Origin of the sequence: Microvirga aerophila (assembly GCF_003332305.1) — a bacterium.
Taxonomy (GTDB): Bacteria; Pseudomonadota; Alphaproteobacteria; order Rhizobiales; family Beijerinckiaceae; genus Microvirga; species Microvirga aerophila.
Genome location: NZ_QOIO01000004.1, coordinates 115,503 through 133,478, shown reverse-complemented (window position 1 = coordinate 133,478; position 17,976 = coordinate 115,503). Strand labels below are relative to the sequence as shown.

Annotated in this window: 15 protein-coding genes and 1 pseudogene; 9 read left to right on the top strand and 7 right to left on the bottom strand. The window is 60.9% G+C overall.

All coding sequences use genetic code 11. The features are described 5' to 3' along the window. Positions 1 to 116: 116 nt before the first annotated feature. Positions 117 to 794, top strand: a pseudogene (locus DRB19_RS31005) (IS5 family transposase); the annotation flags it as partial. 285 nt (positions 795 to 1,079) lie between these two features. Here the strand turns inward: DRB19_RS31005 and DRB19_RS04075 are convergent. From DRB19_RS04075 to DRB19_RS04060, 4 genes are all read right to left on the bottom strand, one after another. Then, positions 1,080 to 3,017 carry an ABC transporter ATP-binding protein/permease gene (locus DRB19_RS04075; protein WP_114184757.1) on the bottom strand — a complete coding sequence of 646 codons (1,938 nt, stop codon included), beginning with the start codon at positions 3,015 to 3,017 and terminating at the stop codon, positions 1,080 to 1,082. A 122-nt stretch (positions 3,018 to 3,139) separates the two neighbouring features. Beyond that, complete coding sequence (locus DRB19_RS04070) at positions 3,140 to 3,796, bottom strand: class I SAM-dependent methyltransferase (RefSeq protein ID WP_114184756.1); 657 nt, start codon at positions 3,794 to 3,796, stop codon at positions 3,140 to 3,142. A gap of 389 nt (positions 3,797 to 4,185) precedes the next feature. After that, on the bottom strand, positions 4,186 to 4,860 hold the full coding sequence (locus tag DRB19_RS04065; protein WP_114184755.1) for an RraA family protein: 675 nt from the start codon (positions 4,858 to 4,860) through the stop codon (positions 4,186 to 4,188). Positions 4,861 to 4,942: 82 nt separating this feature from the next. After that, positions 4,943 to 5,983, bottom strand: a complete 1,041-nt coding sequence (locus DRB19_RS04060; protein WP_245439269.1) for a hydroxyacid dehydrogenase — start codon at positions 5,981 to 5,983, stop codon at positions 4,943 to 4,945. A gap of 182 nt (positions 5,984 to 6,165) precedes the next feature. Here DRB19_RS04060 and DRB19_RS04055 point away from each other — a divergent pair, with 182 nt between their 5' ends. The 7 genes from DRB19_RS04055 (at position 6,166) to DRB19_RS04020 (ending at position 13,718) form a co-directional block, all read left to right on the top strand. Beyond that, positions 6,166 to 6,915 carry an IclR family transcriptional regulator gene (locus DRB19_RS04055; protein ID WP_114184754.1) on the top strand — a complete coding sequence of 250 codons (750 nt, stop codon included), beginning with the start codon at positions 6,166 to 6,168 and terminating at the stop codon, positions 6,913 to 6,915. 56 nt (positions 6,916 to 6,971) lie between these two features. Next, positions 6,972 to 7,931 carry a tripartite tricarboxylate transporter substrate binding protein gene (locus tag DRB19_RS04050; RefSeq protein WP_114184753.1) on the top strand — a complete coding sequence of 320 codons (960 nt, stop codon included), beginning with the start codon at positions 6,972 to 6,974 and terminating at the stop codon, positions 7,929 to 7,931. After that, on the top strand, positions 7,931 to 8,395 hold the full coding sequence (locus tag DRB19_RS04045; RefSeq protein WP_114184752.1) for a tripartite tricarboxylate transporter TctB family protein: 465 nt from the start codon (positions 7,931 to 7,933) through the stop codon (positions 8,393 to 8,395). Before DRB19_RS04050 ends, DRB19_RS04045 begins: the two co-directional genes overlap by 1 nt. After that, positions 8,395 to 9,903 (top strand): tripartite tricarboxylate transporter permease, encoded by a 1,509-nt coding sequence (locus tag DRB19_RS04040; RefSeq protein WP_114184751.1) that lies wholly within the window; start codon positions 8,395 to 8,397, stop codon positions 9,901 to 9,903. Before DRB19_RS04045 ends, DRB19_RS04040 begins: the two co-directional genes overlap by 1 nt. Positions 9,904 to 9,986: 83 nt before the next feature. Beyond that, complete coding sequence (locus DRB19_RS04035; protein ID WP_114184750.1) at positions 9,987 to 10,958, top strand: amidohydrolase family protein; 972 nt, start codon at positions 9,987 to 9,989, stop codon at positions 10,956 to 10,958. A gap of 251 nt (positions 10,959 to 11,209) precedes the next feature. Further along, positions 11,210 to 12,487, top strand: coding sequence for an alpha-hydroxy acid oxidase (locus tag DRB19_RS04025; protein WP_114184748.1), 1,278 nt, complete (start codon positions 11,210 to 11,212; stop codon positions 12,485 to 12,487). A 520-nt stretch (positions 12,488 to 13,007) separates the two neighbouring features. Then, positions 13,008 to 13,718 carry a L,D-transpeptidase gene (locus tag DRB19_RS04020; RefSeq protein ID WP_114184791.1) on the top strand — a complete coding sequence of 237 codons (711 nt, stop codon included), beginning with the start codon at positions 13,008 to 13,010 and terminating at the stop codon, positions 13,716 to 13,718. A 464-nt stretch (positions 13,719 to 14,182) separates the two neighbouring features. Here the strand turns inward: DRB19_RS04020 and DRB19_RS04015 are convergent, their stop codons facing one another. Next, positions 14,183 to 14,491: a putative quinol monooxygenase gene (locus DRB19_RS04015; protein ID WP_114184747.1), complete on the bottom strand. Its 309-nt coding sequence runs from the start codon at positions 14,489 to 14,491 to the stop codon at positions 14,183 to 14,185. Positions 14,492 to 14,785: 294 nt separating this feature from the next. Here DRB19_RS04015 and DRB19_RS04010 point away from each other — a divergent pair, with 294 nt between their 5' ends. Then, complete coding sequence (locus DRB19_RS04010; protein WP_147021735.1) at positions 14,786 to 15,094, top strand: hypothetical protein; 309 nt, start codon at positions 14,786 to 14,788, stop codon at positions 15,092 to 15,094. Between the two features lie 376 nt (positions 15,095 to 15,470). Here DRB19_RS04010 and DRB19_RS04005 read toward each other — a convergent pair whose 3' ends face one another. Both DRB19_RS04005 and rocF read right to left on the bottom strand, forming a co-directional pair. Beyond that, positions 15,471 to 16,562, bottom strand: coding sequence for a calcium-binding protein (locus tag DRB19_RS04005; protein ID WP_162815577.1), 1,092 nt, complete (start codon positions 16,560 to 16,562; stop codon positions 15,471 to 15,473). A gap of 298 nt (positions 16,563 to 16,860) precedes the next feature. Further along, a complete protein-coding gene (gene rocF, locus DRB19_RS04000) occupies positions 16,861 to 17,811 on the bottom strand; it encodes an arginase (protein ID WP_114184744.1) in 951 nt (316 codons plus the stop codon). Positions 17,812 to 17,976: the final 165 nt, after the last annotated feature.

The window sequence follows — 17,976 nt, the reverse complement described above, 5'->3', positions numbered from 1 at the left end:
ACGTCAAAGGCGCGGAATTTTGTCTCGCACCGACAAGGAATTGCTACGGATCTAAGTGCCCGTTTGAAAATGTCGCATGGGGTCGGATTGGGTAGTGTCAGGACCACATGAGCCGGATGTGGATGAAAGAGCATCGCGAGCGCCAGAAGGCCTTTGAACGGCGGCGCTACCCAACCAACCTGATCGATGAGGAATGGGAGCGGATCCACCCCATTCTCCCCCAACCCGCCTGGCGCGGACGCAAGCCCAAGATGAACCTGCGCGAGATACTCAACGCCATCCGCTATCTGGCCCGGGTCAGCTGCGGCTGGCGCATGCTGCCGTATGAGTTCGGGCCGTGGCAGACGGTGTACTGTGGTTCAGATGCTTCGTGCGGTGTCTGCTGTTCCAGACCCTGCGCGATGTCGATCTGATGCTGGATCGGGAGCGCTCAGGCCGGCAGGCGGGCCCGACGGCCGGGCGTGTCGACAGCCAGATGGTCAAAGCTCCTGCGGCCCAGGCGGTGGCGGTTACGATGCCGCCTAGAAGGTGATGGGGCGCAAGCGGCACATCGCGGTCGACACGGACGGGCGCCTGCTGATGGTCAACCTCACGCTAGCCGACATCCAGGATGCCCAAGGCGCCGAGCAGATCATCAAGGCGGTGCGCCAGCGCTAGCCCTGGCTCAAGCACCTGTTCGCCGATGGTGCTTACGATCGCGGCAGGCGGGTTATCGGGATTTCGTGATCGGGATCGTGCACAAACTGTCCGACCAGCAGGGCTTTCAACCGCTGCCACGCCCCTTGGTGGTGGAAGTAATCTCTACGCAATTGATAAAAGCGCACGTGCTTACTCCCTGGACCGGTGGGCAGGACGTAGCGGATTTCGACCTCGTCATTCGTGATAATGACACGGTCAACGAGCAACAGCACAAGCTACCGGAGTTGCTCGAAGGTGGCATTTGCCAGCCCGTGCTGCACCCGCTCGCGAAAGGCCTCCAGTGAGGCCGCCACCCCGGCAAGGTGTTGCTGGCACTGTGCATCGTGACGCAGTCTCATGCTCCGACGCGTCGCTCACCTATAGCAATTTTCAAACGGGCACTAAGGCACCAGCCGGCGGTGTAGCCAGTGAACCCAGGAGGCAAACAAGGGGGGCTCCTCCTGCGGACGCCGCGCCAGCAGCACGGCGCCTTCGTCCGTCTTGCGGATGTGTAAGGTGCGGGTATGGAAGGCCTCAAGCTCGGTTCGATGCCCAATCGACAGGACCGATGCACCAGCCAGTTCTCTGGTGAACACTGAGAGCATGGAAGCTTGACTTTCATCATCGAGAGCCGAGGTCGCCTCGTCCATGAACACCCATTGCGGCTTGTGCAGGAGAAGCCGCGCAAAGGCGATGCGCTGCTGTTGGCCCAGCGAGAGCGTCTGATCCCAGCGCTCCCGGCGGTCCAGAGCGTCCGCAAATTCACCAAGACCACAGCGCTCGAGCGCTGCCTCCACGGTCGCCTCATCAAACGTGTCAGGGGCGGCCGGATAGGACACCGCCGCGCGTAGGTTGCCCAGAGGCAGGTAAGGCCGTTGTGGCAAAAACATTATCTGCTCGGGAGCCGGAACCCGGATCACGCCACGGCCCCAGGGCCAGAGACCGGCAATGGCGCGGAAGAGCGTGCTCTTGCCCGAGCCGGACGCTCCTTGGATCAGCACCCGCTCGCCGGGGCGGATCTCCGCCGTCGCATCCTCGATCAGAATGCTGCCGTCACTGAGTGCGATGGACAGCCCCTCAAAGGTCAGCCACCCCTCCGGGTGGAGCTGGACCTCAATGCACTGGTTGTGCGCGATCGCCTCATCCAGATCCAGAGCCGCGTGCCGGAAACTCGCCACCCGCAGCACCGCTGAGCGCCAGTCGGCAATCTTGGGGAAGTTATCTACAAAGTAGCGCAACGCCGCCTGCACCTGATTGAAGGCACCCACCACCATCATCATCTCACCGAGCGACAGCGTGCCGCTGAAATACCCCGGCGCCGCGGCCAGGATCGGCACCACAATGGCCAGCCAGCCATAGCCGGAGGTGATCCAGGTCAGGCGCGCCAAGGCGCCGGACAGCCGGCGGGTCGCCTTGAGCACGGCATCGACGAACTCGTCGAGATTGCGCCGTTCGTCGAGTTCCCCGTTATAGAGGGCCACGCTCTCAGCGCTCTCGTTGACCCGGACCACTGCAAAGCGCAGATCCGCCTCGCGGGCATAACGCTCCGTGTTGAGCCGGATCAGCGGGCGGCCTACGAGCCAAGTCAGTCCAGAACCAATGGCAGCATAGGCGATTGCCACCCAGACCATGTAGCCAGGAATGACCACCTCCTGGCCGTAGAACTCGAACCGGGCATAAGAGGACAGCGTCCACAGCACCCCGACAAAGCTGACGAGCAGGAGAAGGGCCTGCAGCATGCCGGCGCCAAGTTCCGCCGTGAATTCGGCAAACAACCGACAATCCTCCTGCAGGCGCTGGTCCGGCTGGGCGGCGGCCTTGCCGGTAAGCCCGAGCTGGTAGGCGCGGTTCGGCTTGAGCCAGAGGTCCAGCAGGACATGGGTCAGCCGCTGCCGAAGACGGATCTTCAGTCGCTCCTGCAGCCAGGTCTGTGCCACAACCAAGGTGAGAAGTACCGTGACAATCACGAGAAAGACCTGGAGCTGGAGCAGGAAGGCGGTGGAGTTGCGTCTCTCAACGGCATCAAAGAAGGCGCCATTCCACTCGTTCAGGCGCACCTGGCCGAACATATTGGCGACCAGCACGATCACGATCGCGAGGACGAGACGCAGGATCGGCCAGCCCCTGGCACCCCACAGCATGTCACGGAGGAGAGGGTAAAGCTCCCGTACAAGGGAAGCTCGCCCGGCTGAACCGGCCTCCTGATGAACTCTCGGGCGAGTTGCTTGCTCCGCCAGTTCTGGCGGTTCAGTGACCTGCCCTAGATCGGCCTCCTGCTCGACCCCAGTGGACGCGGCAGGAAGCGGTTTCTTCCTGGTACTCCAACGCAGGTCAACCATCAGCGTCACCTAGGCAGCAGCCAGCCAAGGCTTCCTCAATCCACTCAGCTCAAGGCGCAAACGACGCCTCAAGTTCCACCGTGGTGCGCCGGTCAGTGCAGGGGCGAGGCTATCCTGGAAGGCTACTTGAAGATCCGGCATTTGGGTGGGTCGACTTCGAAAGGAAACCTACCTTGGCCAATGAAGAAGTCATCGAATGCCTGCTTCACCTCGGGCCAATGCGGATAGTCGTCACCGATGAGAACACCCTGAGGCCGGATCATGGGCCACCACTCACGAAGATCCGACGTGACGGCATGATAATCATGGCCGCCGTCGATATGGACCACATCGGCCTGAACCTCATGATGTCGAAGGACGTGCGCCGCATTGACGGAATCCAGCGGAAGCGGAAGAACATACTCTTGCAAGCCCTCACCCACGATGTTGGCCGCGAACGTATGGTAGAGAGCGGGAAAGCCTTGGCTGAAGTTCAGATGGGCAAACCACTCATCATTGGTCCAGTGGTCCCATGCCCCAAGCCACGTATCGACGGCGATGACCACCCCATCGAGGCTCATCTCTTTCATCTTGGACGCGAGGGAGATCACGGATGCTCCTTTCCAGACGCCAATCTCGACAACGACCGACGGCCTGAGTCTCGCGATGGCGTCCGTCAGATAATGATGGGCGGAGCCCCAGCCCTGCTGATCTTGCCGGTAGAGCCGGCTTGGGTAGTTCAGGAACGGGTCCTGCCCACGCCATACCTTGCTGAGGAGTGCATTGCGGACGTTCGTCATCGTATGTCTCGCGCATCTTAGAAGCTAACAAAGCTTGTAGGGCAGCATAGGCCAACCCCCAACCACGACCACACGCCGGCCCCTGAACCAAAGAATATGGATCGAACCCTCCCTCGGGTGTCCCGCGTCAGGACGCTTTCCGGTCACAGGGTAGTGGGCCGAACATCCGCAATCGTGGGGGTAAACAGACCTTTTCACGGCCACGCTTAAAGACCGTCCCTGACCCTCAGCCGACCATCGCGTGCAGCGGCCCAAGGCGAAGAACATGACTATGAGGAGCTTGCTCCACTTGCCCAGGCTTGGCCCACGATTGGTGAGTTTGAAGAGGTCGGCTCAGAAGCGTGAAAAGAACGACCGGCTGCTTCAGCCGGTCGTTCGAACATCGGGGGCTAGACCCCTTCACAACCCAGTCGCGTCAAGGTCTCGTCGACCCAGGGCTTTGAAACGTTGCCTTCCTGGGTAGCCGCCATGGTCTTGGCCTCGGCGGCCTGCTTTGCCTTGGCGTCAGCGTAGATCGTCGTGGTGTCGCCGAAGGGTACGCAGAGCAGTCCGTCATCGTCGCCGAGGATCAGGTCACCTGGTTCGATAACCATTCCATCGATTGCGATAGGGACGTTGACCTCGCCCGGGCCGTCCTTGTAGGGCCCGCGGTGCGTCACACCGGCTGCGAAGACTGGGAAGCGGCTCGTGCGGATCGCGCCGTAATCGCGCACCGCGCCGTTGATCACGATCCCCGCCAAGCCGATCTTCTCGGCATGCGCGAGCATCAGCTCGCCGATGATGGCATTCGACAGGTCACCTCCGGCGTCGACGACGATGACGTCTCCAGCCTCCGCCATCTGTAGGGCCTTGTGCACCATCAGGTTGTCGCCGGGCCGCGTCTTCACGGTCAGGGCAGGGCCTGCGAGGATGCCACCGGCGTGAAGCGGACGCAGGCGCGAGCCGGCAGCCGTCATGCGCGACATGACATCGCTGACGTTGGCGACAGGTAATTCACGGAATTGATCGACGACTTGTGGGTCGACCTTCCGCTGTCGTTGCAGAACTCTGAATCCGATGGTCATTCTCGGTGCTCCCTTGTCTGATGTTGTGGGATCTGATCGCGACGCGGGTCTGGGTTGATCGGGCCGCGTCGCACAGGCTTGTCTAGCGTGTCGTGGAGGCTGCGGCCTGGAATGCAGGATTGGCGACGCTCTTGAGGTCGGGCCCATTGCCGTCAAGGACGCTGATGATGTGGCGGGCGGACGTCTCCGCCATTGCCCGCATGCCGCCAATCGCGGCTCCGCCCGTATGGGGGGTCGCGATGATGTTCGGGAGCGACCAGAGCGGGCTGTCCTTCGGCGGCGGTTCCTCCGCGAAGCTGTCAAGGCCGGCTCCTGCAATCGTGCCGTTGCGCAAGGCCTCCACCAGGGCTGCCTCGTCGACAATTTCCCCGCGCGCGGTGTTCACGAGGAAGGCGCTCGGCTTCATGCGGGCAAGACGTTCGCCATTGATGAGGTGACGCGTCTCCTTCGTCAGGGGACAATGCAGGCTGACGATGTCCGAGGTGGCCAGAAGTGCATCGAGTTCCGTCTCACGTTGGACCTCCTCCGGCAATTCGGCCGTGTAGGGATCGAAGACCGTGACGGACATACCGAGCGCTCGTGCGAGCGACGCGACCTCCTGCCCGATGGCCCCAAATCCCACCAGGCCGATCACGGCGCCTGCGAGGTCGCGCCCGACGTAGCTGGCCTTGGGCCACTCACCGCCCTTGACGGCGCGGTCGAGGGGTACGAGGTCCTTCAGCAAAGCAATCGACAGGGCGATGGCGTGCTCAGCCACCGATCTGGCGTTGGCCCCGAGCGCCCGGAGTACCGGAATGCCGAGCCGGGCGGCGGCATCGAGGTCGATGTTGTTCACGCCGGTGCCGTGCTTCGCGATGACCTTCAGGCGCGGCGATGCCGCTATGACGGTCTCATCGATCTGCCCCTGCCGGACGATCAAGCCCTCGATCTGGAGTTCCGCCGCGAGCTTCGCGATATCCTCCGGTGTTGCATAGGGCTTGCAGTAATAAGCCTGGAGACCATGGGCCTCCAGATTGGCAGCGGCTTTGCCCGCTAGGGCCGAACCCGTGACGAGCACCGCCCGGCCATGGGCCGATTGCATGGTGCCTGTCGACGTCTGATTCTCCGGCTGACTTCCCAGCACTTTCCTCTCCTATCCCGTGGCATGTCCTCCGTCTCAGGCCGTCAAGCCGAAGTGCGCTCGGAGGCAGCAGGTTGATGACACTCGCCATTACGAAATTTTCTTGCGCGACGAACCCTTTTGACAGAAGCACATTTCTGCGCTATTTCATAGTAAGAAATGGCGTTACACAGAGTGAAACGATCATGGCTAGACAAGCATTAGACATCGAAGCGCGGGAGGAAGGCGGGGTGATTGCCGTCGAGCGGGCATTAGCCGTCCTCGATGCCTTTACCGCTGATGATCGCTCGCTCAGTCTCGCCGAACTGGCGCGGCGGGTCGGCCTTTCGAAGCCGACTGTCCTGCGCTTCACGAAATCCTTGGCACGGGGCGGCTACCTGGTGCGCAACAACGACGCGACGTGGCGTCTGGGGCCGAAGCTCGCGCGACTGGGAATGCTCTACCAGGCCGGCTTTCGCATCGAGGATTACGTCCAGCCCGCCCTGCGTCGCCTAGCCCAGGAAACCGGGGAGAGCGCGGCATTCTACGTCCGCGAGGGCGATATGCGCCTATGCCTGTTCCGCGTCGACTCGCCGCAATCGATCGGGCACCACGCGCGGACCGGCGATCTGCTGCCCCTTGCCAGAGGTGCGCCGGGTCGCGTGCTCCTCGCCTTCAGCGGCGAGCCGGGAGAAGTCTACGACAAGATCCGCCGCGAATCCTTCTACGCCACGTCCGGTGAACGTGACCCCCAGGTCGGAAGTCTCGCGTACCCCGTGTTCCGGTTCGGCCAACAACTCGTTGGCGTGCTCGCCGTGACAGGTCCGACCGCCCGCTTTGACGAGGCGACAGTCGCCCAGCACCTCAAGCCGCTGCGTTCCATCGCCAACGAGCTCACACGACAACTCGGCGGAAAGACCGAGGACCAGAATTCGACCCGCAGGATGGCCGTCTAAGGTCGCGCCTGAGGCGAATAAACCCGACCAACAGTTGATCATAAGGAGAGGAAACTGTGCTAAAGGCTCTGAAAACGTTTTGTATCGGCGCGCTCGCCGTGAGCGCCACCGCCGGTGTCGCTCATGCTGAGTGGCCGAAAGACCGTCCCATCGAGATCATCGTGGCGTTCGCGCCAGGTGGGAGTACTGATGTCATGGCCCGCGCCATGCAGCCGTATCTCGAGAAGGAACTCGGCGCGAAGATCGTAATCATCAACAAGCCCGGCGCTTCGGGCGAGATCGCCTATACGCAGCTCTCCCAGGCCAAGCCGGACGGCTACACCTTCTCGTTCATCAACACGCCCGGCTACCTGTCGATGCAGGTGCAGCGCAAGCTGCGGTATGACCCGAAGAGCATCCAGGCCGTGGCGCGCATCGTCGACGATCCGACCGCCTTCGTCGTGAAGGCCGATTCTCCGCTCAAGTCGCTCAAGGATCTTGTTGCACAGGCCAAAGCGAACCCGAAATCGGTTTCGGTCGGTAGCTCCGGCGTTGGTACCGATGACCACCTTGCAACGATCCTGCTGGAATCGGCGGCAGGCGTATCCCTGACGCACGTGCCGTTCCCTGGAGCGGGTGAAACGAGGACGGCGCTCCTCGGCGGCCACATCACGGTGGGTGGCCTGAATGTCAGCGAGTTCGCGAGCGGCGATACGAGCAGCGTTCGTCCTCTGGTCCACTTCGGCGACAAACGGTCTCCCGAGGCACCGGACGTCCCAATGGCCCAGGAGCAGGGTTTCGAGGTGTTCATGAGTTCGGAGCGCGGTCTTGCCGCACGCCGTGACGTGCCCGCCGACATCCGGACCAAGTTCTCCGACGCAGTGAAGAAAGTTGTCGACAATCCTGAGTTCAAGGAGCAGGCCAAGAAGCTGTCTCTCCCGCTCGCCTACCTGTCAGGCGAGGAATGGGAGCAGCAGATGCCGAAGCGCCTGCAAGCGTTCCAGGACATCTGGAACAAGACACCCTGGGTGCAATAATGGCCAACCGCTCGGAACTCGGGCGGAAGGGCAACCAACCTGATCTTCTTGCTGGCTTGATTTTCATCGTCGCGGGAGCGCTCGGCCTTTGGGCCGGGCGTGACCTGACGATGGGCAATGCTGCCATGATGGGTCCGGGTTACCTTCCGCTAATTGTCTCGGCGCTGATCCTGCTGATCGGCCTCGGGGTGACAATCATGGGTCTCATGCGCTCCAGCGAACCTCTCGGTGTCGTTCGCCTGCGTCCGCTCCTGATCATTCTCATCGCGGTGGCGGGCTTCGCCTACGCGGCGGGATCCTTGGGCTTCATCATCGCGGCCGCGTGGCTCATCGGCATCGGCAGTCTGGCCGATCCCGAAACGCGGCTCCGCGAGATTGCCGCCTCCATCGTGGTGCTGACGATTTTCGGCATCCTCGTTTTCATCCTTGGACTGGGCGTCCAGATGCAGTTGGGGCCGTTCTGATGGAATTGTTCGATTCACTCATTCTCGGGTTCAGCGCCGCTGTCACCCCGACCAATCTTCTGTTTTGTCTCATTGGTGCTCTCCTGGGCACGCTCATTGGCGTTCTGCCGGGGATCGGCCCGACAGCCACCCTGGCAATCCTCCTGCCGATCACGTTCTTCCTCCCCCCGCTGGCAGCGTTGATTATGCTCGCGGGCATCTTCTACGGGGCGCAGTACGGGGGATCGACCACCGCGATTCTGGTGAACCTGCCCGGTGAAGCCTCCTCAGTGGTCACTGCCCTCGACGGTTACCAGATGGCCAAGCAGGGACGGGCAGGAGCAGCGCTGGCCATCGCAGCGTTGGGATCATTCTTTGCCGGCACCGTGGCGACCATCGGGCTGGCCATTGCCGGACCGACCCTTGCGGGCTTTGCGCTCTCGTTCGGGCCGGCGGAGTATTTCTCGCTTACCATCTTCGGCTTGCTCTGCGCGACGGTTCTCGCCAGCGGTTCAGTTATCAAGGCCATCGCAATGATCGGCATCGGTCTTGTCCTTGGGTGGGTCGGCACGGACGTGAACAGCGGGTCCGAGCGTCTCACCTTCGGCGCGGTGGAACTCTTCGACGGCATCGAGTTCGTCGTCATCGCCGTCGGGCTATTCGGGATCGCCGAGATCATCATCAATCTCGAAACGCCAGAACTCCGCGGTTTGATCGCGACCAAGATCAGCCGTCTTTGGCCGACCCGGGATGACTTCCAGAAGGCGTGGCCGGCGGTTCTTCGGGGAACAGCACTTGGGACCTTCCTGGGGATTCTCCCCGGTGGCGGGGCGACGCTCAGTGCGTTCAGCGCCTACACCCTCGAGAAGAAGGTTTCGCGCCAGCCGCAACAGTTCGGCAGGGGCGCCATCCAAGGGGTCGCTGGGCCGGAAGCGGCTAACAACGCCGGAGCCCAGTCATCGTTCATTCCCCTGCTGACGCTTGGTATTCCCTCGAACGCTGTCATGGCGATGTTGCTGGGCGCCATGACCATCCACGGGATCACGCCTGGCCCATCCGTGATGCAGAATCAGCCGGATCTCTTCTGGGGCCTTATTGCCAGCATGTGGATCGGCAACCTCATGCTCCTGGTCATCAACCTGCCGATGATCGGCCTGTGGGTTAAGCTCCTGACGGTGCCATACCGCCTCCTTTACCCTGCGATCCTTCTGTTCTGCTGCGTCGGCGTCTACAGCGTCAGCAACCGGGCCTTCGATGTCGCTCTCGCGGTCGGCTTCGGCTTCCTCGGTTATCTCTTCCGCAAGGCGAAATGCGAGCCTGGCCCGCTCCTGCTCGGCTTTGTCCTGGGACCCTTGCTGGAGACGAACCTGCGGCGGGCCATGCTGATCTCGCAGGGAAGCCCGAGCGTCTTTATCGATCGGCCGATCAGCCTTGCCCTTCTGATCGCGTCTGCGGCCCTCTTTCTCTTGCTCCTGGTGCCAGCCATCCGCAAGACCCGCGAGGAAGCCTTTGTTGATGAGGAAGCCTAGAACGATATCAGCCCGCGGCTCTTTGCGGGCTGTCGACTTTGCGATGACTTCTCGGTTTTCCAGCGTGAACACAGGAGACTGCAATGGATCGCTTCCGCACGAATCGACGTGAATTTCTCAAGGCAAGTGCGCTCGGCGTCGTGGCTGCCGCCAGCGGATTGCGCAGCCGGGAGGCTCGTGCCCAGCAGGTCGTGCTATTTTCCTCTGGGACCGAAAGTCCCAAATCGAGCGTACCGCCCAACGCGTGCGACTCACACATTCATATCTTCAGCACTCGCTTTCCGGCATCGTCGCATTGGAAGGGCGAGCCCGTCAGCGATAGCGATGTCGCGGCTTACCGGCTGTTCCAGAAGCGCATTGGAACAAGTCGGGCCGTGGTGGTCACTCCATCGACGTATGGTATCGACAACCGCGCCACGCTCGACGGCGTCGCCCAGCTTGGGCCATCCGCCCGGGCGGTAGTCGTCGTCGACCTCGACATCACAGATGCCGAGTTGAAGGCAATGGCTGCCCAAGGTGCGGTCGGAATCCGGGTCAACTTCGTCAGTCCGCAATCCTGGGGCGTGACGACGGCAGAGCGACTCGAGAACATGGCCAGGAAAGTGCATCCCCTTGGTTGGCACGTACAGGTTTATATGACGGGTGACCAGATTGCAGACCTGGAGAGCGTGTTGCTGCGCCTGCCAACTCCGCTCGTCATCGACCATTTGGGTCGGTTGCCACCTCCCTCCGGCGTCGACCACCGCGCCTACCCGGTCGTTCGCAAACTCCTCGATCAGGGCAAAACATGGGTCAAACTCTCAGGCGCATATCTCAACACGACCAGCGGGCCGCCAGCCTATGCTGACGCCTCCAAGGTAGCCCAAGCTTATGTCAGGGCCGCTCCCGAGCGATTGGTTTGGGGCAGCGACTGGCCCCATCGGGGCCAGGCACAAATGCCCGATGATGCCGTGCTTTTCGACCTCCTGAGTTCTTGGGCGCCCAACGAAACCACGCGGCAACGCATCCTCGTGGAAAATCCAGCTACGCTGTACGGATTCCCGAAATCCGCTTGATGTTCGCCGCTGCGCCCGAGGATGAAGCCTCAGCCTTCATCCTCGGTGTGCCGAAAAGGAAGGGCATCGATGTCGTCGCCTCACTACGTTCGTCGAAGATCGACTGGTACGGACGGACCCGCCACGGGAATGCGCCGCCATTCCTGTACGCTTTCCGGAAAGCTCGAAACATCCGGCGATCGAGGGGCCACAGGTGATCACCAGTGCGCCGTGCCATTCCTCATTCATGAGTGATTGGAGAGAAGACTTCCATGGGAAATTCTGACACGCCGCACGGTATGGAGCGATCCTCAACGGACCTGGAATCCACGCCTGTCAAGGGTATCGTGCGACCGCCTCCTGCCGCTCTTCCAAGGCGTCTTCGCCGGATCCTCGCACTCGACGACTTCGAGACTGCAGCGCGCCGCCACCTGCCGCGGCCGATCTTCGGGTATGTCTCGGGAGCCGCTGAGACCAATGCGTCTCTCCGCGACAACAGGTCGGCCTTCGAGGAATTCGGCTTCGTCCCGCGGGTGCTCGTTGACGTATCCAAGAGAACGCAGAAGGTCGAACTGCTCGGCCGCACATACGCGGCTCCCTTCGGGATCGCTCCCATGGGGATCAGCGCCCTTTCCGCCTACCGCGGCGACCTGGTCCTTGCGCGGGCGGCCGGGCAGGCGAACATCCCGATGGTGATGAGCGGGTCTTCCCTCATCCGCTTGGAGGACGTTGCTGGGGCGAACCCCGAGGCTTGGTTCCAGGCCTATCTGCCAGGTGAACCGGACCGGATCCTCGGGCTGCTGGAGCGGGTGGAACGGGCAGGCTTTGGGACACTCGTGCTGACTGTGGACACGGCAGTCCTAGCCAATCGCGAGAACAACGTTCGGAGTGGCTTCTCGACACCTCTTCGGCCCGGCCCGCGCCTGGCATGGGACGGCATAATACGACCGAACTGGACGTTGAACACGTTCCTGCGGACGCTGCTGATGCACGGCATGCCCCACTTCGAGAATTCCTACGCGACACGCGGCGCTCCGATCCTGGCCAGGAGCGTGATGCGGGACTTCGGAGCGAAGGATCACCTAAACTGGCGTCATCTGGAGCTGATCCGGGAACGGTGGAAGGGACGCTTGGTCGTCAAGGGCATCATGGCCAAAGAGGATGCCTGCATCGCCCGGGACAGTGGCGTCGATGGAATCGTCGTCTCGAACCATGGCGGTCGGCAACTCGACGGGGCAGTCTCGCCCCTACGCGTCCTCCGGGGCATTGCGGAAGCGCTTGCGGGAACCATCCCGATCATGATGGATGGTGGTGTCCGGCGAGGCTCTGACGTGCTGAAGGCCATCGCCCTTGGTGCGGCATTTGTCTTCGTTGGCCGTCCGTTCGTTTATGCGGCCGCCATAGCAGGAGAGGCCGGCGTCAGCCATGCGGTCCGCATCCTTTCCACGGAGATCGATCGCAACATGGGTCTGCTCGGAATCAACTCACTCAGGGAGATGAGCCCGGATCGCCTCCACAGGCTCAGCCACGTGGATACATGTCAAAACTGAGAGCTGTGCCTAACTGACGCGAAGGTCCGGACCTGGCACGAGGCGGACCTTACCTGAATAGCTGCTCTAGAGGCATGGGCAGACCTTAATTCAGCGGGCCTTCCTTCCCGTTTACCCAGCGTGCACAGGAACCAGCCAACTGCGGGAGCAGGTAGCGCCCCTGCCCTGCCGAGTGCAACCTTCCCTTCACCAACCTCATGCCATACCCTCGGCATGACCTATTCTCGCGACACCACCGCCCTATCCGAAATCACCGGCTAGCCTGCCAGCACCTGGTCCGACAAATAGCAGCAAAAGCAAAAGTCTTAGGGCGGAGCTCAATTGAACCATCTGCTACGCATCTCCAACGTTGGTTAGTTAGCAAACGATTGTCAGCTTGAGCTTATATGACGAGCTGCAGCGAAGGCCCGGCTTGCCAATGAAGCCGTGTGACGGCAATCTCCAGCACAACAAGACGTTCAGCGGGTGTATGCCGGAGCATTGTCTCGTCGGGCAACAGGACAAGGGAAATGGCCAAATCATGATCATGAACGGTGGGAATGCCGATGCTGGCGAGACAGACGATGTGGCTTTGCTTGGGCGTCGGGCGGGGCTTCTCAGCCGCCGGTCGTTTCTAGTCGGATCGGCCGTCGGTGTCGGCACGCTAGGGCTAGCTGGCTGCGTGACATCCGATGGCATGAGCCTCGCCGAGGCAGCGAAGGTCTACGGGCCGGTGCCGGATGAGAAGTTCCCGATCCCGGCGGTCGATGTCAGCAAGGTCGATCCGAAATATTATCGCAGGACCGTTCGCTACGACACCAAAGAGGCGCCCGGTACGATTATCGTCGACCCCGGCAATTACTACGTTTACCGCATCGAGGACGACGGAAACGCCACCCGCTATGGCGCCAATGTCGGCCGCGACGGGTTCCGGTGGAGCGGTGACGCTTATGTCGGGCGCAAGGGCGAATGGGCGACCTGGACCCCGCCCAAGGAGATGATCCGGCGCCAGCCCGAGGCGGCGAAATACGCCGGCGGCATGCCCGGTGGCCTCGACAATCCGCTCGGCGCCCGCACGCTTTATCTCTATCAGAACGGCGCTTACACGCTCTACACGATCTACGCCAGCCTCGACGCCGAATCGATCGGTACGGGCATCACAAGCGGCTGCGTCGGCCTTCTCACCCAGGATATGATGCACCTGTACTCACGAACGCCGGTCAAGACGAAGGTGGTCGTCCTGCCGGCATAGCAACGGCGCCAGCCTCGGTCCGGGCGCTGCCGGTGCGTGCAGCGCAAACAACAGGCCCGTTCTTGAAGTCTGAGCGATTGCGCGGGTGGCGATCCCTGGAAGGTCGACGACGCGGCCTCTGTCGTCACGCAAGACTCCAGGTTGGCGACGCCAGCATCCAAGGACCCGCCAGCCATTCCCTTGCCAAGGGAATTGGGCGATGGGAATGGCGGCTCTTGGCACGAGGGTGGGCCTTACTCGAATAGCTGCTTGGAGGCATGGGCAGACCTTAATTAGCAGGTCCTCGGTCCCGTTTACCCAGAGTGCACAGGAACAGGCCAACGGCGGGAGCCGGTAATGCTCCCTACCCTCACCTCTCTTCAATCATTCTCCCCATGATCTACTCCCGCGACATCGCCGTCTCCAAGGTCAGCAGTCGTCCCCTGAATCCTTCGGCTTAGGGGGTTCTAGCTACAGCGGGAGGCCTAAGCTGCTCGGTGGGGTTTGTAGGCGAGGATCTCCAGCCTCTGGATCTCTGGAGGATCAACAAAGAGATCAGGAGCCCGCTGGATTAAAGCGACTGCGACCTTGCCAGCCAGATGAGCATCTCGCGCAGCCTCATCCGGAAACGCATCAAAGATTGCAAATGTATTGTGATCAAACCGCACTGCGTACCAGGTTGTCGTCCCGGGCTCATCCTCGACGAGAGGCAAGGCAGAACGAAGAAACTCGGCCGCCTCCTCCTCCCGGCCCGCCTTGGCTTCCAGGGGCACATACAGCGCGAGCTTAGCCATTCCAGCGTCACTTTCATTCCGACGGAGTGCCGGCTGAAGGCGATATGGGCAGCCGAAAGCGGTTCCTAGGCTGGCAATGCCGACCTGACGCAGTCACCCTCCGCTTGTTCGGGCATGCCAGCCATGACTTACTCGCGACACCACCGCTCCCTTGAGCGGCCGAGGCCTTGAACCTTCACTGTCAATGCTTAACCCAAGGCAGACCCTTGATCCGGGCCCCTCTGATGTAAGGCAAGCTGGCACTTACGTGATGTCGGATCTTCTTTGATCTGGCTGCCGGCAGCGGAGGTGGGCATGATCCACGACATTCTGGCTTTCTTCGTCAACCTGCTGATCGTTGACCCGCTCCAAGGCGAGATCAGCAAGCGGCTCGCCGATGCCCGGGCGCCGCAAGCTATCATTGCCGATGTGAGAGCCTGCGCCGAAGCCTCCCTGCCCAGGCTTGCCGACCGGGCGATGGCCGATCCCACATGGGTCCTGACCACCACAATGGACGTCTGGTCTGGCAACGCGGCTCCAGAAACCGTCCTCAGCAGTTCCTCACCGCAGTGCGATGCCACGATCAAGTCAGCCAGAGCCTATCTCGAGAGTCGGGGAGCCTAGAGGACCGAAGGACAGGCCCAGCAGCCCTCTTCCACACCGCATGCCATGCCGGGCATGATTTGCTCCCGCGACACCACCGCCATCTTCAGTGGCGCCAAGCCACAGATTTTCTCCAGCCCAGCTGAAACGCCCTGTCCTGTGGTGCGTTGAAGCGCCGAAGGCTGCGCTCAGTCTTCACGACCAGGAGGCCTCCTCAGTTGCCGGTAACGGCAGGTGAGGAGGCTTTTCTTTTGCGTCGCCTTTGATCGAATAGGATCGTCTGAGTGCGCGAGAGTGAACCATCACTCCATCGGCACAATGAACCCTGAGGATTCCCCCAGGGTTCAAGCTTCGACGAAGGGCAGCAACGCTCGTCCAGAGCGAACCGCGTCCATTTTCACAGGACGTAAAAGTCCTTGTTGGTCATTTTAAGGTTCTTGGACAGCTGAGCGAACTCAATGGCCTGACCGCGCCCGGATCCGTCAGCATCATAGTAGAGAATGCCCTTCTTGCTGTCGTAGACAATGTAGTCGTTCTTGTCCTTGGCGGCAGCGCCAATGGTGAAGTACGACTTGCTTAACGTACCGCTCTTGGTGAGCTTCCGGAACACGGCGGTCTCAAGCCAGATCGTATCATCAGTAACCTTGAAGTCCTTGATGGTGTCGAAGTTTACCTTGCGGTCGGTTTTAGCCGTCCCGAGAGCCGCGTCAAACACAAAAGTATCCTTGCCTTTGCCGCCAATCAGGACATCATTGCCCCCTTCGCCAACAAGCAAATCATCGCCACCATTGCCATAGATGACGTCCCGGCCCGCGCCGCCCAGGATCATGTTGCCAAGTGCGTTGCCACGGCCCGTGAAATTGCCTTCACCGGCGAACAGCAGGTTCTCGATCCAGTTCGGTCCGTCCGGCAGCTCCGCATTATTGTAGGTCACGATAAGCGTGTCGACGCCGCCATCGTCCGAGAATTGATCGGAGGGATCGTCGAACACGAACGTGTCGTTGCCCCAGCCGCCGTAGAGAACGTCGATGCCCGCGCCGCCGTCGAGGTAATCGTCGCCTTCCCCGCCAAAGATCGAGTCGTTGCCGTCATTGCCATATACAGCGTCATTTCCGGCTCCGGCGTTGATGACATCGTTATAGGAGTTGCCGTTGAACGTGTTGAATCCATCAAGCGGGATACTCGAAAAAAGATCGTTGTTAGCAATCTGGGTAGCAGTGACGAAGGCACCTACGTTGTGAGCTTCAAACGAGAGAATTCCGCCATACGTCGCGACGATATCGTCGATGACGAATCCACCGCTGATAGTGCTATAGTCAACTACGAACGTGTCGACCGATTTGTTACCGAATACTGAATACGTAACCTGACCTGGTATCGAATTATCGATGATCGCGAGACTCTCGCCTGAATACGAGAGTCCAAAGGCGTCAAAATTAACATTATCCATGCCGGTAAGGGCATTATCGTAGATCGTGAAGCTGGACATTTGCGTTCCATTGATTCCCCGCGACTCGGGCATCCGCGAGTTACAACAAAAGCGCTTACGTTCGAGTTACCGCCCCAATAAAAATCCTACCTAGTGGCTATCGATTTTGGTAAAGAAGAAATCTTTATTGAATTTTTTCCTAAATATTTCTGATAGCGGTTTCAGGTTACCATTCTGTTCATAATGGTTTCTATCTTGGCCGGAAGCACTACTGCTACTATGTACCACTCTGGGCTTTGGCTTCTCTGTTCGAGGCTGCTCATCTTGAACAGATACTCAACCAGAGGCCGTCCAATGCTCAACCAATCGTGGGGGTGTAACGGTAACTCTGGGTTGGTCGATCGAGGACGCGCCGCCCCACCAGGCTTGCCACGAGATCGACCATGAGCAGGGCCGTGCGGCCGCGCTCGTCGAGGAAAGGATTGAGCTCAACCAAGTCGAGGCTCCCCACGAGGCCGCTATCGTGCAGGATTTCCATGATGAGATGCGCTTCGCGGAAGGTCGCGCCGCCAGGAACGGTGGTGCCGACGCCGGGAGCGATGCCAGGGTCAAGGAAATCCACATCCAAGCTGACATGGATGACGCCGTCCGCTGCCGCAACACGCTTCAAAAACGGATCGAGCAGCGCAACAATGCCGTTCTCGTCGATGGCTCGCATATCGTGGATCGTCACGCCCGCGGTCCTCAACGCAGCGCGCTCTTCCGGATCGACGCTGCGGATTCCCATCATGCACACGTTCTGTGGCTTGATGGGAGCCGCGAGTGCAGGGAAGTAGCCCTCGAAACCTTCAAGGCCCGTCGCATACGCCATCGGCACGCCGTGCAGGTTGCCGCTCGTTGTCGTCTCAAGCGTGTGAAAGTCCGGGTGCGAATCGAGCCACAGGACGAAGAGTTCGCGGCCTTCCTCTGCGGCGCGGCGGGCGAGGCCCGTCATTGAACCGGCCGAAAGGCTATGATCGCCGCCAATGAAAATTGGCATGCCTTCACCGCTCGCCTGATAAGCCGCTTCCGCGATCGCTTCGGTCCAAGCCACGATTTCCGGAAGGGCCTTGATCATAGAGTTCGGATGGCGCAGATCACGGAGTGAATTGGGTATGATGTTCCCCCGGTCCTCAACCGAGTAGCCGAGATTGCGGAGTTCGGTCAGCAAACCAGCGGTACGAAAGGCACTCGGGCCCATGTCGCAGCCAGGCCGGCCGGCGCCCACCTGAACTGGCGCTCCCAAAACAATGCACGGCTTCGACGTCATTGGACCCTCCTTGCGGTGCCGTAGGCTAACGAGCAGTGGTCGCGAATTGAACAGTAAAGTTTCGCAAACAGGCCATGTCGGTTAGCCCATTGACGCCTCCTACCCGTCTCTGTGGATCGCTCACCGGAACATATCAAGGGCACCCTCGCCCCCACTACCGGTTGT

Excerpts from the sequence above, each read along its gene's own strand:
- DRB19_RS04045 (WP_114184752.1), top strand. The coding sequence starts at position 7,931 with ATGGCCAACCGCTCGGAACTCGGGCGGAAGGGCAACCAACCTGATCTT.
- DRB19_RS04015 (WP_114184747.1), bottom strand. The coding sequence starts at position 14,491 with ATGGCTAAGCTCGCGCTGTATGTGCCCCTGGAAGCCAAGGCGGGCCGG.
- DRB19_RS04065 (WP_114184755.1), bottom strand. The coding sequence starts at position 4,860 with ATGACCATCGGATTCAGAGTTCTGCAACGACAGCGGAAGGTCGACCCA.
- DRB19_RS04020 (WP_114184791.1), top strand. The coding sequence starts at position 13,008 with ATGATCATGAACGGTGGGAATGCCGATGCTGGCGAGACAGACGATGTG.
- DRB19_RS04010 (WP_147021735.1), top strand. The coding sequence starts at position 14,786 with ATGATCCACGACATTCTGGCTTTCTTCGTCAACCTGCTGATCGTTGAC.
- DRB19_RS04075 (WP_114184757.1), bottom strand. The coding sequence starts at position 3,017 with ATGGTTGACCTGCGTTGGAGTACCAGGAAGAAACCGCTTCCTGCCGCG.
- DRB19_RS04035 (WP_114184750.1), top strand. The coding sequence starts at position 9,987 with ATGGATCGCTTCCGCACGAATCGACGTGAATTTCTCAAGGCAAGTGCG.
- DRB19_RS04025 (WP_114184748.1), top strand. The coding sequence starts at position 11,210 with ATGGGAAATTCTGACACGCCGCACGGTATGGAGCGATCCTCAACGGAC.
- DRB19_RS04070 (WP_114184756.1), bottom strand. The coding sequence starts at position 3,796 with ATGACGAACGTCCGCAATGCACTCCTCAGCAAGGTATGGCGTGGGCAG.
- DRB19_RS04040 (WP_114184751.1), top strand. The coding sequence starts at position 8,395 with ATGGAATTGTTCGATTCACTCATTCTCGGGTTCAGCGCCGCTGTCACC.
- DRB19_RS04055 (WP_114184754.1), top strand. The coding sequence starts at position 6,166 with ATGGCTAGACAAGCATTAGACATCGAAGCGCGGGAGGAAGGCGGGGTG.
- DRB19_RS04005 (WP_162815577.1), bottom strand. The coding sequence starts at position 16,562 with ATGTCCAGCTTCACGATCTACGATAATGCCCTTACCGGCATGGATAAT.
- rocF (WP_114184744.1), bottom strand. The coding sequence starts at position 17,811 with ATGACGTCGAAGCCGTGCATTGTTTTGGGAGCGCCAGTTCAGGTGGGC.